General features: G+C 52.1%; 10 protein-coding genes and 1 tRNA gene. 2 read left to right on the top strand and 9 right to left on the bottom strand.

From position 1 onward, the window contains the following. Positions 1-122: 122 nt before the first annotated feature. The 4 genes from ybaK to JMF94_RS13985 all read right to left on the bottom strand — a co-directional run bounded on the left by ybaK (position 123) and on the right by JMF94_RS13985 (position 5,780). The gene (gene ybaK / locus JMF94_RS14000) at positions 123-611 is read right to left on the bottom strand and encodes a Cys-tRNA(Pro) deacylase (RefSeq protein WP_240825856.1); all 489 of its coding nucleotides are present in this window, start codon (positions 609-611) and stop codon (positions 123-125) included. Positions 612-626: 15 nt separating this feature from the next. Then, positions 627-2,684 carry an ATP-binding protein gene (locus JMF94_RS13995; RefSeq protein ID WP_240825855.1) on the bottom strand — a complete coding sequence of 686 codons (2,058 nt, stop codon included), beginning with the start codon at positions 2,682-2,684 and terminating at the stop codon, positions 627-629. Between the two features lie 139 nt (positions 2,685-2,823). After that, a complete protein-coding gene (gene coaE, locus JMF94_RS13990) occupies positions 2,824-4,398 on the bottom strand; it encodes a dephospho-CoA kinase (RefSeq protein WP_240825854.1) in 1,575 nt (524 codons plus the stop codon). Then, the gene (locus JMF94_RS13985) at positions 4,395-5,780 is read right to left on the bottom strand and encodes an NlpC/P60 family N-terminal domain-containing protein (RefSeq protein WP_240825853.1); all 1,386 of its coding nucleotides are present in this window, start codon (positions 5,778-5,780) and stop codon (positions 4,395-4,397) included. Before JMF94_RS13985 ends, coaE begins: the two co-directional genes overlap by 4 nt. Positions 5,781-5,931: 151 nt before the next feature. Here JMF94_RS13985 and JMF94_RS13980 point away from each other — a divergent pair. Beyond that, a tRNA-Glu gene (locus JMF94_RS13980) sits at positions 5,932-6,007 on the top strand. 523 nt (positions 6,008-6,530) lie between these two features. Here JMF94_RS13980 and JMF94_RS13975 read toward each other — a convergent pair. The 5 genes from JMF94_RS13975 to JMF94_RS13955 all read right to left on the bottom strand — a co-directional run bounded on the left by JMF94_RS13975 (position 6,531) and on the right by JMF94_RS13955 (position 13,470). Next, positions 6,531-8,120, bottom strand: coding sequence for a hypothetical protein (locus tag JMF94_RS13975; protein WP_240825851.1), 1,590 nt, complete (start codon positions 8,118-8,120; stop codon positions 6,531-6,533). A 40-nt stretch (positions 8,121-8,160) separates the two neighbouring features. Then, the gene (locus JMF94_RS13970) at positions 8,161-9,210 is read right to left on the bottom strand and encodes a DUF3150 domain-containing protein (protein WP_240825850.1); all 1,050 of its coding nucleotides are present in this window, start codon (positions 9,208-9,210) and stop codon (positions 8,161-8,163) included. Between the two features lie 9 nt (positions 9,211-9,219). Then, on the bottom strand, positions 9,220-10,245 hold the full coding sequence (locus JMF94_RS13965) for an AAA family ATPase (protein ID WP_240825849.1): 1,026 nt from the start codon (positions 10,243-10,245) through the stop codon (positions 9,220-9,222). 471 nt (positions 10,246-10,716) lie between these two features. Further along, positions 10,717-12,426: a diguanylate cyclase gene (locus JMF94_RS13960; protein ID WP_240825848.1), complete on the bottom strand. Its 1,710-nt coding sequence runs from the start codon at positions 12,424-12,426 to the stop codon at positions 10,717-10,719. Between the two features lie 15 nt (positions 12,427-12,441). Next, positions 12,442-13,470 (bottom strand): amino acid ABC transporter substrate-binding protein, encoded by a 1,029-nt coding sequence (locus tag JMF94_RS13955; RefSeq protein WP_240825847.1) that lies wholly within the window; start codon positions 13,468-13,470, stop codon positions 12,442-12,444. A gap of 499 nt (positions 13,471-13,969) precedes the next feature. On the opposite strand from JMF94_RS13955, the gene JMF94_RS13950 reads away from it, so the two are divergent. Further along, positions 13,970-16,309 (top strand): mechanosensitive ion channel domain-containing protein, encoded by a 2,340-nt coding sequence (locus tag JMF94_RS13950; RefSeq protein ID WP_240825846.1) that lies wholly within the window; start codon positions 13,970-13,972, stop codon positions 16,307-16,309. The last annotated feature ends 6 nt before the right edge of the window (positions 16,310-16,315 follow it).

Genomic DNA, 16,315 nt, shown 5'->3' with positions numbered 1-16,315 from the left:
TTGTCCGATGGGCAGATGGGCCGAGCATGCGCCGTGAAGTGCTGGTGATGATACCCACGTGGCAGCTTGTGCGTGTCTGCCCCGGTGGGCTGATTTTATGCAGGAACTAGCGGGCGGAACTACTAAATGCGCGCCACTGGGGCGTATTGCCCTTCAACAGCGCGTAGCAGATCATCCGGCTTGAGGCACAGCTGAACGCCGCGCTGGCCTGCGCTCACAAAGATGGTTTCAAGCAGGATGGCGTTTTCGTCCAAAAAAACCGGATAGGCCTTCTTGGCTCCAAGGGGGGAGCAGCCGCCGCGCATATAGCCGGTGAGGGGACGAACATCCTTGAGCGGAACCATTTCCACATGCTTGTTGCCAGATGCGGCAGCCAGCGCCTTGAGGTCAAGCTCCGCCGCAGCAGGGATGCAGGCCATGAGCACGCCTGTTTTGTCGCCTCTGGCTACCAGAGTTTTGAAAACGCAGGCAGGGTCAACCCCCAGATTGTGCGCCATGGTCACGGCTGACAGGTCATTTTCGTCCACGTCAGCAGTGTGCAGTTCGTAGGAAATGCCCAAGCCTTCAAGAATTCTGGCGGCATTGGTTTTGGAGACTTTTGCGGCAGCCATGATTTGTCGGGATGTTCAGTGGAGCTTGAGCCACTTGGCGAGTTTATTGCGCAGGGTAGCCATGCTGAAGGGCTTGCCAATGTGGTCGTTCATGCCCGCGTTGATGATTTCGGCAATGTTGTCAGGCAGTGTCGCGGCGGTGAGGGCAATGATGGGCAGGGCTTTTTGCTCGTCATTTTCCGGCAGCATGCTCCGCAGTTCGCGCGTGGCGGTCAGGCCGTCCATGACGGGCATGTTAACATCCATCAGCACAATATCATATGGGGTTTCCATGGCCATGCGCAGGGCTTCCTTGCCGTTGGGCGCAACATCGCATTCAAAGCCCAGCTGGCGCAGCATGGCGCGCAATACTTCCACGTTGATCTCGTTGTCTTCCGCCACCAGAATGCTGCACTCTGCCGCTCCGTCCAGCGGCTCTGCCGTGGCGACGGCCTGCTCCTGGGGGCAATAGATATTGCGGGCAGCCGTGCAGGGAATGCTCAGGTGGAAGGTGGAACCCTTGCCCAGCTCGCTCTCGCACCACAGCGTGCCGTGCATGAGTTCCGCAATGCGTTTGCAGATGCTCAGCCCAAGGCCGGTGCCGCCAAAGCGGCGGCTGATGCTCGCATTGGCCTGGGTATAAGGATCAAAAAGGTGCTGCTGGTATTCGCGGCTGATGCCCATGCCCGTATCGGCAATTCTGAAGTGCAGGCTGTCTTTGTCGCCAGAAAGCTCGCGGTCAATTCGCAGGGTGATACGCCCCTCGGCGGTGAATTTGACGGCATTGTTCATGAGGTTGAGCAAAACCTGCTTGAGGCGCAGGCTGTCGCCCCAGAGCTTCAGCGGCACATCGTCGCCAAGTTTGCATTCATACTCAAGCCCCTTCTGCTCAATGGGAAAGCGCAGCGAGGTGTGTACGAATTCAAGCACGTCTTCCAGCGGATAGTTGGCGTCTTCCAGCACCATCTTGTTGGCTTCGATCTTGGAAAGATCCAGAATATCGTTGATGATGGCCAGCAAGTTTGTGGCGGAAGTTCGGATTTTTTGCAGATAGTTTTTCTGCTCGTCGCTGGGATTGGATTGCAGGGCCAGATGGGTGAGGCCGATGATGCCGTTCATGGGCGTGCGAATTTCATGGCTCATATGCGCCAGAAATTCGCTTTTGGCCTGCGAGGCCACCACGGCATCCTGCTTTTCGTGCTGGGTTTGCAGCAGATCAGTCACATCGCGTGAAATGCTGAGGCGAACCGTTTTGTCGTTGTCCCACTTGATGGCCTTGTCCACGACCGTATAGGTGCGTCTGGTGGCCTTGTTTTCATACGTCCACTGATAGGGCTCGCTGGAGGCGGCAATAATGGCATTGGTGCAAAAGGGGCAGGGCGTATCCCGCCCCATGAGCCTTTTGTAGCAGATGTTGGACAACGTGCCGTCTTTGCGCGGATATGTTTCTTCAACACTGTTGTTGACGAAAAGAATCTTGTATGTCTCCATGTCCACAATGCAGACAGGATCAGTGAAGGCATCAAGGATGTCGTGCAGTTGTCTGTGCTTGCGCTGCAACTGCCCGTAAAGACGGAAATGCGTCAACGTGATGGCAAGGATGCTGCTCAAAAGGTGGCAAAGGCTGGAATCCTCAATGGACCATTGCCCGCGATAGCGATGCCGCAAAAGGCAGATGCCGCCAAAAAGCTGGCCATCGTGGGCGATGGGCACGCAGATTGCCGATTTGATGCCACGGGAGAGAAACAGGGCTTTTTGCGGGCCTTCAGGCATGGCCGAGGTATCGGCAACGCACAGGCTTTTGCCCTCTTCAAACATGTTCAGCACCGGCGACATGTCGTTGAGCGTTGCCGCAGGCATATCACCAGTTGCACTGCGAATGCCCGACCGCCAGACTACTGGGGCAGACCACTGCTCATCGTCAAATTCCACAAGAGACACCTGCTCACAGTGCAAGGATTCGCCAATACTGGCCATGGCTGCTCTGAGAAAAGGCTCTTTGCTGACGTGCAGAAGGGCTGAACTTGATATTTCCAAGGCCAGCACCAGGGGATTGGCTAGATTGCCCTGATGCGGCTGTTGTGCGTCTGACATGTTTTGCTTCAACGGATGCTTTTGGTCTGAAAATTTAAAGATAGCCTATACGCGAATACCGCGAATTGTGTCAAGAAATGACAAATTAGGTGAAAAACTCATGGAACTTGAGTGGATAGACAGTATCTGACTCCAGTAGTTACTGCCACAGTCTTGCGAGGTGCAGCGCAAGGGCCTGTTCATCCTTCTGATCCTGAGTGCGCATGCTTGTCAAAAATTCCTGGGCCTGGGCGCATAACGCTTCCAGCGTACCTTCATTATCCACAACGGTGTTGCAGGCGGCCATTTTGCGGTCTTGCGTCCATTGCCAGCCTTCAATAGCTTTCAGCTTGTCTTGCGTCCAGCCACGGTTCGCTTCTATGCGCTGTGCGCGCAGGGGTATGGCGCAGCGCACCCCGACAACGTGCGGTGCTGGTGAAAAGCTGTTTTGCCAGCCTGTTTCAAAATACAGGGGCACCTCGGCCACGGCCAGCGGCATGCCCAGAGATTCCTGCTGTATCCAGAATGCTTCCAGCGCCTTGTGCGTCAGGCTGTGCACCATGTTTTCCACCTCGCGGCGCAGCACGGGGTTGGCGCGCATGGCCTCAAGCAGCGCGGTTTTATCCACGGCGCCTGCTGGAGTAAGCAGGGCGCTGCCGCCGATCTGTCCGATCCATTGCGCAGCCTCCCCTCGGGGGGCGTACAGGGCGGCAACCGTTGCATCGGCGCTGAACACTGGCACGGCCATATCGGCCAGGCATTGGGAAAAGGCAGATTTGCCGCTGCCGGGATTGCCCGTTACCACCACGCGGCGCATGCGGCGGCAGCCCTGAAGTGCAGCCATGAGCATGTCGTCCGGCGGCGGGCAGGCAAAATTCATGGCCGCGCCCGTGGCCGGGTGGATGAAGCTGATGCGCCATGCGTGCAGCATCTGGCGCGGGGCGAGGGCCTGCACTGCTTTGGGCGCATAGAGCCTGTCGCCAAGCAGGGGATGCCCAAGGTGGGTCATGTGTACGCGTATCTGATGCGTGCGCCCGGTATGGATGCGCACGGCAAGCAAGGAGAAACGCCTGTCGGGCGCTGTCCACAGGGTTTTCCACTCCGTATGGGCTGCGCGCCCGCCGCGCGATTCCGGCACAATGGCCATCTTGACCTTGGCTGTGGGGTGGCGGCCAATGGGTTCGCGGCATTCACCCGCAGCGGGAGGCCTACCACTCACAAGGGCCAGATATTCCTTATGTACTTCCCTCTGGGCAAAGGCCTCGCTGAGTACAAGGCGATCCTGCTCTGTCAGGGCCACCAGCAGGATGCCGCTCGTGTCTTTGTCCAGCCGGTGCACTATGCCGGGGCGCTGCCCTTCAATCCTGCCCAGTTGCGGAAAGCGCCCCAGCAGGCGTTGCACCAGGGTCTGCTCCGGGCAGGAAGGGCAGGGGTGCACCGTCAGGCCCGCAGGCTTGTTGCACACAACCATGTGTTCGTCCTGCCAGAGCAGCTCGAGGTGTCCTTCCTCCGCCTGCAAGGTCGTGGAGGTCTCCGGCAGGCGTAGCGTGATTGTCTGTCCGGCCCTCATCTTAGCATTTACGCGGGGTTCCGGCAGACCGTCCACCTGGCAGTGCCCGGCCTGAACAGCTTTTTGCAACGCTGCCCGCGACATCTCGGGGGCAACCTGATGTAGCACGCGATCCAGCCGCTGGCCCGCATCTTCGGCTGTTGTTGTATGGCGCAGTTCTGTCACTGAAGGGTATCCGCCGGAGTGCTCAACGTGCGGAGCCTGTCGGCAAACGTCGTTGTACGGTAAAGGTTTTTCAGCTCGGCGCCGGGGGTGATGGAGGTGACAACGGCCCTGCCGATGACAAAGCGGCCATCAGTGTCGCTGCCCTCAACTGTGCGCACGCCCCATACATTGTGGAAAATGGCGGGGCGGCCATTATACTTGCCCACATACAGCATGATGTGCCCGCGCATGCCCACAAGGCTGAGGAAGGGAACGCCGTTGCGCATAATCTGTTCTTCTTTTTCCGCCGTCGTCATGCCTTCAAGCATGTTGACCGCGCCTGTGCGCGCTTGCGCCACGGAGTTGCGCGGCAGCCAGATGCCAAAGGGCGTGAACAGTTCGCGCGTGAGAGCAGAGCAATCCCTGTCGCCAAACATGCCGCCCCATCCGTAGGGTTGGCCGATCATGAAATTGCCCACCTTGGCCACATTGCCAGGGGTCATGCGCATGGGCCACGGAGCGGCGTCTGCCGTGGTAAGCGACACCGGGGTCAGTTGAGCCATGCCGTCCCCACCGCGTGTGGGCACAAGCAGTTCGATTGCGGCCTGACCGCCGGAACCGGCGTCCGCAGGCGAAGAGTATCCGCTACGCATGGGCAGCAATGCGCCGATGTTGGCTAGTATGGAACCTGTTGGCGTAACAATGTTCACCCTGTCGCGCACAAGGGCCGCAAATGTGCTGTTGCGGTACATGTATCTGAATTCAGCGCTGACAGGGGCCAGATCTTCGTCCGCCACCCAGCCGCCAGCCACGGGGCATTCCACATAGTGCCAGCGGCCATCGCGGCTTGTGTGCGCGATAAGTACCGGTGTGCCCACGGGTAGCAGGGAATACTGAAAATAATCAAAGGGATTGGCCTTGGGATTTGGCGTGGGCTCGGAAAAACGCGCCTCATTGGTGGGCAGTTCGCGCAGGTTCGCGTTGCGCACGGTTATGGCTGCCTGGCTGCGCGAAGGGTAGGAACCCAGAGCCGCGTTGGCGCTCATGGCATCCCATTCCGGCTGCGTCCAGCGCACATCGCCAATTTTGTAGCCGCGTGCCTTGTTGAAGAGCACGGCCACATCACGCTTGCGGATTGAGGTCTTGGTCATTTCCCACGGGCCAAAGGTGATGCGCATAAATCTGGCCGCCTGATTGGCCTGCTCGGCAGGAGAAACAAGCAGTTTGTCCTCTCCGGCGGCCTTGGCGTACACGTCCAGATTTTGCGGGTAGCGCCGGAGGTCTTCCAGGGTTCCCATCCATGTGGGCATGTCACCATCGCGCGTGGGGATCACCTTGCCGCCGCATGCGGCCAACAAGGCAAAACAGGCGATAAGCAGGGGAAGGTGAAGACGAGATTTCATGAGGGCTGCTCCTTCCTTCAGATTTGGGCCGCCGCCAGCGGCAACTCCATACCTAGCACCTTGGACGCAGGTACGGCAACGGCTGATTTTACTGCCCTGTGTATGAACTGCTTGACAAATAAGGCTTGAGAGCCTTATTTAACTCCTCGTTGTCACCATCGTCTATCCGGTTAGGACGGCGGCCTCTCAAGCCGTTAAGACGGGTTCAAATCCCGTTGGTGACGCCAAATTAAATCAGGCACTTGCGGTTATGCGCTGCAAGTGCCTTTTGTTTTTTCCAACCCTATTTCCAACCTTTTTGCTGAAAGTCTTTGCTGCGTAATAAAAGTTATGATCACATCCTTCGACCCACGATATCAGCTACACAAAACATGGCAGGGAAGTTTGCTATCATCAAGAGTACTGAATTTTTTAAAAAAACTTCTGGTTAATTAGTTGGTTGTTAAAAAACTATTGGATAAAATTCTCTTCCTAATCGTTGTAGTATTATATCTGTTAATTTCCTATGTTGTGGTATTCGTCTTATGTCGTAGTGTGATGAAAATATAACATGATCTATCCATGGGCTATATTAAATCTTGTATTGATCTTAATTTCATATCTAGTCCATAATTGAATAGTGAGCAGGGAGTACCTGCCCACTATTTATTTTAATCTGAAACTTCATCCAAGATCGCTTTGACGGCTTTTAGTACCGCTATTGCAATAACTAGCCAAGCTGAGGCATCAAGCCCAATAGCAGAGTTATTTTCAGCCATTCTTCACTCCTTTTAGTAATGCAACCTGCAGTATGGTAAACATTGCAGGCACCAGATCGGGCAAGTCGTTGAGTACTCTGCTGGTGTGCGGCAGCAGACGTGTGATGTGTTCATCTCGCATGCCCAGGCCGTAAACTTCAAAGCCAAGTTTTTGGGCCACCCCTATGGCATTGTTTGCAGCGAGCGGGTTGTCCGGCATGCCGTCAGTGATAACCAGAATCATCTTGCGCTGTTCCTTGAGGGGCAGCATGGTTTGCAGAACCCACCACACGGCCCCAGCTAGGGGAGTCCCTCCAGAAGCCCGAATGTCGAACATGTCTGGCACGGCCTGCCCGTGTCGCATGATGGGGAATACTGAATTGGTTTCCGTGACTTCGGGAAAGGCTGTTACTGCAGGGTTCACGCCACGGATATGGCTCAGCGCCGTTGCCACGGCAAAGCATGCCCGATTGGCAAGATTAATCGGTGCGCCAGCCATGCTGCCACTTACGTCCAGCAGGACGTGGACAGCCGTATTGAGGCCCAATTGCACAGACTCCTTTTGGAAAACACGAGCATTGCCAACCTGCAGACGATAAAGTGAATTAGCGTGCAGAGTCCCTCTGCGCCCGATGCTGCAACGCCTCTGGGTTTGCACCTGCAGTAATCCCTGAAGGCGAGTGCGTAGGGCAATGCTGGCCTGTAACGCTTGCAGCTTTTGCTCTGCTGGCAAGGGGGCTGCATGTCGGGTGCCTTCCACGGCCACGGTCAGTGCGTCACCAGCGGATTCTGCGCTGCTATTGGCAAGCTCAATCGACATGATTTCGCCGAGATGTTGGGGGAGATCCTGCGCCTCTGCATGAAACAAGGCTTTGAGCGGTAAAGCACTCGGCAGTTGGACCGGTTCAGATTGCTGGTTGATTTGTGTGGCAGAATCGTTGGCTTCCCCTGTCGCCCTTGGTGTGGCTCCCTGACCATTATTATTCATCCCTTCGCTGGTTGCAGTTGGCTGAGGTGGTTCCCACTGTTTGACGCATATGGCAATTTGTCGAGCGTATTCGACTGCCGCTGCTGTATCTGGGCAATGGATGTAGACCTTGACCAAGATGGCATCCAGGGCCTCTTTCAAGCTGGGGAAGTGCTGCTCCACGATGCTTGCCGCATGTTGGCGTGCCGGGGTCACCGCATCCACATCCCAGGCTCGCACGGTCAACAGCACATAGTCCAAAACAGCAAGGGCCGGGGAATCGTCCCCGGCCCTCGGCTGTGCTTGCTCTACAAAGAATCGTCGTATCAACCAGTTCAGGTTTCTCCGGCAGCCTGGAAAAATGCCTGACAGCATTTTTTCAACGCGCCAATCTTCAAGACAGTTGAACAAATTGAAGGTCACTGGATCAAGGTTTGCCGCTTTCAGCACGCTAAAATCTGTGTGCCGTATATGGGCAGCCTCATGGTCTGTGAACCCCTTGGCCAGAGCCAATAATTCCGGCTCACAATCAATGGGCAAAGATGGCAGATGGATAACTCTACCGTTGGTGCAGGCTTCCTTGCCGCCAATACGAACCTGCACTCCATAACGGTCACCAAGGATGGACGCCAGCATGGGCAGGCAGTTGAGTACATCTTTTGTACGTATCATAACGTCACCACAGGCCCAGGCTGGGGATGGCAGGATGCGGCAAAGGGCTATCTGGCAAGGGAATCTCAGATAGGATGGGCTCATCGTCCATTTCTCCATCCACGGTGCCATCCACGGTGCCATCCATCTGTCCAGCAGGGCCGTCCGATTCATGGATAACGCCCGGACCAGTCAACAGGGCATCCAGCACTAAGGCCGGGCCGTAGCCCTCAATAACTTTTTGGGCGTGGCCCACAAGGGCCGTACTGTCTTTAAGCAGGCAGACCAGACCCTGCAACAGCAGAAGGTCTGCGCCGGTGATGTTGCCCTTCTTGGGCATGCGCAGTAGTGCAGCCTGCATGATGTCTGCCACCGGGGCTACATGCGGCTCTACGAAAGACAAACCAGTGAGCTTGGCATGCAGAGTACGCAACGGCGAAAGTGCCTTGTGAGTTACCTCCGTCTTGCCATGGTAAACCCTGCGCCAGATATCGTTAGCAGACTTGGCCACCTCATCAAACAGGGTGCCGCCGAGGCCCTGTACCTCTTCCGCCAGACCGGCTTCCAGCACAGCAGTGTTGTCTGTGTGCTGCTCAAGCGGGGCGACCTTATACAGCTGCCAGCGGAAATCCATGCGGGCGCGTACATAGTCAGGCCCCACGAGGGAGTTGCGGATAATTTCGCCCCACTGATGGTGCTTCTCAATCCATTTCTGTACATTTTGGTCATAGCCTGCCAGAAAAGTTTCCTTTTCTTTCTGGAATTCTGTGCGGATGTTAAGCAGTTCCTGCACGATTTCGCCGGCTTTTTCTTCGGGGATGGCCCAGCCAGACATGAACCGTACCCCGTGCCGATCAAGGTAGTTGAAGGCGCGGGCCTTGAGTGTGCCGAATACTTTGAGGTTTTCCGGGTCGGCAATGCGCTTTGAGCCCAGCGTGGTCAGATCTTCGGGGGGCAGTTCTGCGCCGCCCAGGTCTTCCTGACTCATTTTGCGGCGGGCAGACCACAAGCTGACGTTAAGGTTAAGGGCCAGCAAATTGTCCAAAATGCGGATGTCAGAAACAAGCTGTGTCATTATAAACTCCTACATTGATTTATCGGAAGATGTAGCGTTGAGACCTTCAGCCCCAACCTGTTGTGGAAACATGCGTTGAGCCAGCTCGTGCAACATTGCCCGGGTTTCACGGCTTGCACGGTAGGCCAGCGCCCGGTCGAGGGCGTAGGTGATAGGCTGTACGCCTTGATGGGCCATAGGCTGAAAGCGTACGGTCAGATCACCCCAGCGTAATAAACTGCGCGTGGAGAATGTTACTTCTATGGCGTTGGTCAGATTGCTGGTAGAGGACTCGCCCATGAAGAGTTTTCGAACCTCATTGGCGTAGTCCACCATGGTAGCGCACAACGATTCGGGCAGCGAAGGAAATCGCCGAGCAAGTAGACTCTTTTCTACATCGGCAGAAGGATAGCCCACTTCGCAGATAGTAAAGCGGTCCAGCCAGGCAAGGTTCTGCCGCAGGGTGCCCTGGTAGAGGCCGGTGTCATCACCACCGCCATTGGTGTTGGCCGTGGCAACCAGACGGAACATGGGGTGCGGTACAATCAGTTCGCCTCCGTTTTCCGCTATGCACAGGGGGGAGCCGTCCAGCACGCTGTTCAAGCCTGCCGCAATTTCAGGGGATGTCAGGTCGATCTCATTCAGCAGCAAAAGTGCGCCGTAGCGCATGGCAAGCGCAAGCGGGCCGTACTCGAAGGTCATGCTGCTGTTTTTGACTGTCAGGTGACCAACCACATCGGCAAATTCCAGCCGCCCGTGTCCGGTAACCTCAAAGACAGGATAGTTAAGCCTGGCTGACAGCTGCTTAATGCAGCTAGTCTTGCCACTCCCACAAGGCCCAAAGACGTACAACGGTTCCTGCGGGTTGAGAAACCAGACCACAACATCGCGGCTCGACTCATGGAAGATATAGTCAGGGTCAATAGCTGGGGTGTAGGCCGAAGGAACGGCGTAGCCTCTGACCGTGGTGCCGGAGGGCTTGCCGCTGAATATTTGGCCTGCATCAAATTCTTCTTGTTGCAACGTGCTAAGATTATCTTGCAAATTAATATCCATAGTTGTGACTCCTTAATAGTTGAAAGAGCCCGGTTCCTATCAAGGAACCGGGCTCTTTAAGATATGATGGTCAGTGAGGTAAGATTGCGCTTAGAAACCGCGTGAGAGATAGTTCAAAAAGGGCATGCCTGCTTTGCAAAACTGCGAGGGAGTATGATTAGTTGCAGCATCATGGTTATTCAGCTGGTCTTTCATGTGTAATATATATCCAAATTTTTTATGATTGCTTGAGACTAGTTTGGATAACACATGTAATATGTATTGTTCAGGTGCATGGGATAACTTATGTTGATTAAAAATAAGTAAAAATTATATTCAAATATATGAAAAAATTTCTATAAATAGTATAATTGATAACCGTTATTCTTGCAGGCTGGGAGCCCCAGTAATTAATTTTAAGGACTGATACACGTTTAACGCTGCAATTTCATCAACAGGAGCGCAATTACTGTTGAATATGTATCGTGTCTGTTAGGCATGAGCATTGCAAGTTAAAGCTCTGCTCTCAATCGCTACCCGATCGCGGCCATGCTGCTTGGCTTTATAGAGGGCCTCGTCTGCCCGTTTAACCATGGTGTCTGCCGTATCCCCTGAACGATAGCTGGCAACCCCAAAGCTACAGGTTTTTTTGCCTACAACAGGAAAAGAATGCTTTGCAACGGCTGCCCGAATGCGCTCGGCCAGAGCAAAGGCATCATTGAGGTCAACCTTGGGACAGATGACAAGAAATTCCTCTCCGCCCCACCGTCCTGCGGTATCAGTATCGCGGGTCATTCTACGCAGAATTGTGGCGAATTCATTGAGCACGCTGTCTCCAACCAGGTGCCCATGAGTATCATTGATCAGTTTAAAGTGGTCAATGTCTGCCAGGATAATGGCAAAGGGATTGCCCAACCGTTCAACGCAGGCTATTTCGCTGGTAAAAACTTCATCAAGCTTGGCTCTGTTGTACAGTCCTGTCAGCCGATCGGTAACGGCTATTTTTTCAAGATTGCTGTGCGCCTGAGAGAGATCGGCGTTGATAGCATGCAGCTTGTCTTCCCGATTTTTGATAACGCCAACGAAATAACTCAATGCACAGGACATTTCACCGATCTCATCATTGCCAACAATCTCTACGGGGCCTCCGCCTCCCTGCGCATGATCGGTCATGGCAGTGCGCAAGGCGGTGAGCCTCTGTATGACGCTACGGTTGATGTACAGCAGCATAATAATGGACACCAAAAGCGTGAAAGCAACCGCGCCTGCCAGCAATTTGGATGTCTTATTAATGATGTCGGCTACCTTGGTGTTTCGTCCGTCAACTTCGTTCTGCGTTTTTACAAATAGATCGGTAGCGGCAATGACCAGACTGGAAGATAGTATTTCAGCCCTATTGACCATTCCCACCTCTGCTTGCTCAGCTTCCAGAAGCTGCAAGCGTCTCTTCGCAAAGTTTGGTGAGGTTTCTGCGTTTTCGGCAAGCATCTTTCGCAAAGGAGAAAGGCGGGCCTGCATGTTTGGCGTCATGCGCCCATACTGGACCTCAGCTTCGTGCCACAAATCGTCAAGACGTGTTGCCAGACCTTTCAGCTGTGACCTGTTTTTGTAACCCAAGATAGCTATGGAGTTAGATACAAGGGCATTCGCAACGTCCGTCCATGCAGCAATCGGCAGCCAGTCGGGAGCCTCATGCCGTACTGCGCCCCTAAAGATACAGCTCTGCGCGCGAATTTCCTCTCCCAGCTTGACCATCATATTCCATCTTGCCTGAATTTCGGATTCGGCATCAATGCGGTGACCAACAACTTCGGCCAAGCTGGCAAAATGCTGGCGAAGCAAGTCGCTAGTGGTGCGAATGTCTTCGATAATTGCGGAGTCTGCCCCCAATGAAGAAAACGACTGGATGAGGTTTTCTAGCGAGGCAAGCTTGTCGTTGGCCTCACCCATCTTGGTTGCAAGGGTAAAGTGATTGTCGATCTTGCGGAAAGTAGGCCCAATGAAGGCAATTCGCTGGCTCTCGTGTGACAGACGGGACGCGGCAACAAGCCGGGGAACTTCAGAATGGGCAGTCCAAGAGAATTGTTGGCCCACTTGATAGAGTGCAAAAAAGCCTGCAAGACTGACCAGCGTTGTGGCAGCTACGACCGTCAGCAAGCCTCCTATCAGGCGAAACGCAATTCCGAATCGGCTACGAGTCATGGCGTGTTTGGTTCACTAGCGTATTGGGGGAGAGTAGAGCAGCCCCCCTCTGGACCATAGTTCGTTTTGGCCCCGCTCCATTCCCATCGGCGTATCCGGGCCGAGGTTGCGGGCAAATACTTCACCATAATTGCCAACAGCGTGGATGATTCGCCTTGCCCATGCGTTGTCCAGGCCCAGTGCTTTTCCCAGTTCCCCTTCGAGGCCGAGTAGTCTACGAATTTCCTGGTCAGTGCTATTGGCAAAACTGTCAGTATTCGAAGAGGTGATGCCCTTGTCTTCGGCAGTAACCATCACCAGCATCGACCAGCGCACAATGTTGAACCACTGTGGGTCATTATCACGCACAGACAAGCTCAGAGGCTCTTTTGAGACAACTTCTGGCAGGAATACAAAATGTTCTTTAGGTGCTCCGCTCGACAGGCGGGTCGTCGCCAAAATAGTTCTGTCTGCTGTCAGTAGGTCACACTTTTGAAGAAAGAAGCCTTCCATCAGAGTTTTGGCCGACTGAAAAGGGATTAGGGTGATATCCGGATATGTGGTCTTGGCCAATTCTTGCATGTTTTGCAGTGTTGTTGTTCCGTCACGTACACAGACCTTGGCAGGGCCAAACGACTTGAGATCCGTGGCTCCTGAGCCAGCATGAGCAAGAAAGCCCTGTCCATCGTAAAGCACAGGTTCGGTAAAACGAATACCTGTACCCGCCTCGCGGCTCAGAGTCCAAGTAGTGTTGGAAGACATGACATCAATTGCGTTGCCAACAAGTGCGGCAGCACGGGTGCTTTCGGTTATCGGAACAAATTGCACAGCTTCCGGATCACCCACAGCGGCAGCAGCGATTGCCCTGCACATATCTGTCCAGAAACCAGTCCACCTGCCGTTAGATTCGAGAATGGCAAGCCCCGGCAGATTGGCATCTGATATCCCGCATCGCACCTCGCCAGATTGCCTTACACGATCAAAAACTTCACCGGCTTGCAGGCTCGTTGCACCAAGGCTAACCACAATGCTGCAAAGGGCAATGATCTGAAACCCCCACTTCATTTCAGAATCCCTTTGGACAGATTAATGCCCAAGGCCTTCAGTGATCTTTGGAATAGGCTGAAGGTTGCTGGGGTGGGGAATAGGTGTGTGCTTTTTTTGAACTTCATAGCAAGGTTTTTCCTGTGGGGCTCGGTTCAATGTAGCTAATCTGATAAAAATACCGTTTGCTGGTGTACTTGGCAAATGGTTTTGCATGGATGGAGCCGCTACGCTACAGCAAAAGTCTGTTAGGCAAGGAAAATGATTTGCATTTATTTGCCGCACTCTGGCATATTGAAGCAAGTCGTAACCACGGCATTTGGCTCAGATTGTTGCTATTTTTTTTATAACGCAATAGTGTAAAAAAGAAAAATTAAAAAACTGTCTCTTGTTGTCTGCATGTTTACAGCATAATTTAAAAACAATTATATACTAAAAACGCAATCATTAGCTTTGCCATAAGCACGCAATAAATTAAACATGCTTATGATGGTTGTTTTAGACATGGGATGTTTAAGAAATGAAATTGCGAAATAATAATCAAAAAAATACTTTTTATAGAGTTGTAATTTTTGCAATTGCAGCATTAATAATATTTCCTACACTGTCATATACAGAATCCGTATCTCTCCCAGAAGTAATCAAATCTTTTCAGGAAGAGCTTAAAGATGCGAGCAAGCTTCTTAACGAGCTCGATTCTCGCATAAACAAGGATATGTCTGCCCTGCAACGCGATGCAAATAATATAAACCTGAAACGTGATCAGGTTGTGCTGCTTTTTAGTTCAGCGCAAGATCCATGGGACTTGCGTGATGCATTAGAGGCAAACGCAAGCATTAGTGATAAAATAAAAAAGATACTTGTTCATCCTGAAGCCATGAATAAAGAGCTTGCAAGCTATATATTAAATTTGCAGGAAATGAAGGAGCGGATAGTTTCTAGATCTCAGGAGGATGGACTTCCACCTGTAGCAGATAAACTGAATGTGTTTTTAAAAGAAATTGATAGTCTGATTATACAAGGTTCTAATGTCGTAAGAATAATTGAATCTGGGACATCTCCTGTAAAAGAGCTTTTGCATCGAATTGACAGTGAAAGTAAAAAAATTTCAGAAAGCATACGTAAAAACTGGATAGGATATTATACACATAAAATTTCATTCAATTTTAGCTTTGATGTATGGGAACTTTCTGTCTATAGCGTAACAAGATGGCTTAAGTGGATTAAATTTACAGCTACCATCGCTGCTAATATGCTTGGAATGACAGATGCTCTTTTAGCCATGCTAAAAGCTGTTGGTGTGGCAATGTGTGTTGGTGCATTTTGGAGTCTGCTTTTTCGCTTGCGCCAAATACAACGAGGCAGCAAGTTTTCCAATTTGATGCTGCTTCGGGCTGCAGTTTGTACAAGTTGCGCCGCAGGCGTTATGGGGGCATCCACCGAGCTGCCGCCAGTCGTATTTTCCATAGTCATGTCATTTGCCGAAATACTTTTTGCTGCGGGCCTTGTTTTTTTATCAAAGTATTTCACATCAATTCACCCAACATCTCATGCAGAACCAAAAACTGCCACAAGGTGGCCTCTCTGGTTGATTTTTTCTTTGGGTTTGTTGCTCAACTCACTTAGGGTGCCAGACGTATTGGTTCAGCCAATTCTAATTTTTTCTCTTGTTTTCATAGCATGGAAATTTCATCATTTCAGTACTGCATTAGAAAAAACAATTGATATCATAATTTATAAGGTTAGCATTGTCGTTCTTGGCAGTCTGACAATGCTGTCTATTTATGGATATTGTAGAATTACAATACTTATTGTCTCTTGCTTGTTTTATTTTGTTTTGTGTGTGCGTTTTTCAAACGCTCTTTGCGAGTTTTTGGATGTGTGGCAAAAAAGCCGTCAACGAATCTGGTCGCCATTCTTCAAGGGGCTGGTTGCGGGGACAAGCTTTCCCCTTGTATTTTTGTGCAGTTTCCTTCTGTGCTTATGGCTAATGTCAGTTCAGTTTGAGGGGCAAATTGCTCTGGGTACATTGCTGTCATACGAGGTGCGGCTACCCTTGTTCTCGCTTACCTTGGGCAAGCTAACATTCATGATATTGGGGTATTATCTTGTCAGAAGTGCAGAGCGCGCTTCACGAGAGCTTTTAACTGTCTACGGCAAGAATAATTATTGTGTAGAATCCGGCACTATTCTCTCATTACAGAATGTTATTTTCTATGCATGGTGGGGCGGTTATTGTGTCGCAATGCTATGCATTTTAGGAATTTCTTTTACAAGTTTTGCTGTGATTGCCGGTGGGTTGTCAGTTGGCATTGGCTTTGGCCTGCAACACATAGTTAATAATTTTATAAGTGGCGTCTTATTGATCTTTGGTAAAACGGCTGAAGTTGGGGATGTGCTACAGATTAATGATACAACCGGCACCGTGCGCAGAGTCAGCATGCTTAACACGACAATCCAGACATCAGACAATGCGACAATATTTATTCCTAACGCAACCCTTGTTTCTAGCCAGATAATTAACTGGAGCCACCGGGATCGCAGTGTGCGCCGGGATATTACTATCAGCGTTAAGTATGGTTCTGAGGTCGGTCATGTTTCCACGTTGCTGATTCAGGCTGCGTTGAGTGTGGCTGACGTGCTAGCTGAACCAGCTCCATCTGTTGTGCTTAATGACTTTGGGCAACAGGGGCTCGATTTGAAACTGCGCGTCTGGATTGCTGATGTCAGCTCGCAACAGACAGTTCTTTCAGAGGTGCGCCTGGCAGTGACCGAAATCCTGCGTGAACATGGGGTAGAAATCGCAAGGCCGTGGACAGAAGTTCAGTTATCAGCAGATACCCATGCTGGTGCTGTGTAGTGGATA

Source organism: Desulfovibrio sp. UIB00, assembly GCF_022508225.1.
Taxonomy (GTDB): Bacteria; Desulfobacterota; Desulfovibrionia; order Desulfovibrionales; family Desulfovibrionaceae; genus Desulfovibrio.
This window is presented reverse-complemented; position numbering and strand designations above follow the sequence as displayed.

Bases quoted from the DNA above. Each gene is read 5' to 3' on its own strand.
- ybaK (WP_240825856.1), bottom strand. From the start codon at position 611: ATGGCTGCCGCAAAAGTCTCCAAAACCAATGCCGCCAGAATTCTTGAA.
- JMF94_RS13995 (WP_240825855.1), bottom strand. From the start codon at position 2,684: ATGTCAGACGCACAACAGCCGCATCAGGGCAATCTAGCCAATCCCCTG.
- JMF94_RS13985 (WP_240825853.1), bottom strand. From the start codon at position 5,780: ATGAAATCTCGTCTTCACCTTCCCCTGCTTATCGCCTGTTTTGCCTTG.
- JMF94_RS13975 (WP_240825851.1), bottom strand. From the start codon at position 8,120: ATGCTGGCGTCCATCCTTGGTGACCGTTATGGAGTGCAGGTTCGTATT.
- JMF94_RS13970 (WP_240825850.1), bottom strand. From the start codon at position 9,210: ATGACACAGCTTGTTTCTGACATCCGCATTTTGGACAATTTGCTGGCC.
- JMF94_RS13965 (WP_240825849.1), bottom strand. From the start codon at position 10,245: ATGGATATTAATTTGCAAGATAATCTTAGCACGTTGCAACAAGAAGAA.
- JMF94_RS13960 (WP_240825848.1), bottom strand. From the start codon at position 12,426: ATGACTCGTAGCCGATTCGGAATTGCGTTTCGCCTGATAGGAGGCTTG.
- JMF94_RS13955 (WP_240825847.1), bottom strand. From the start codon at position 13,470: ATGAAGTGGGGGTTTCAGATCATTGCCCTTTGCAGCATTGTGGTTAGC.
- JMF94_RS13950 (WP_240825846.1), top strand. From the start codon at position 13,970: ATGAAATTGCGAAATAATAATCAAAAAAATACTTTTTATAGAGTTGTA.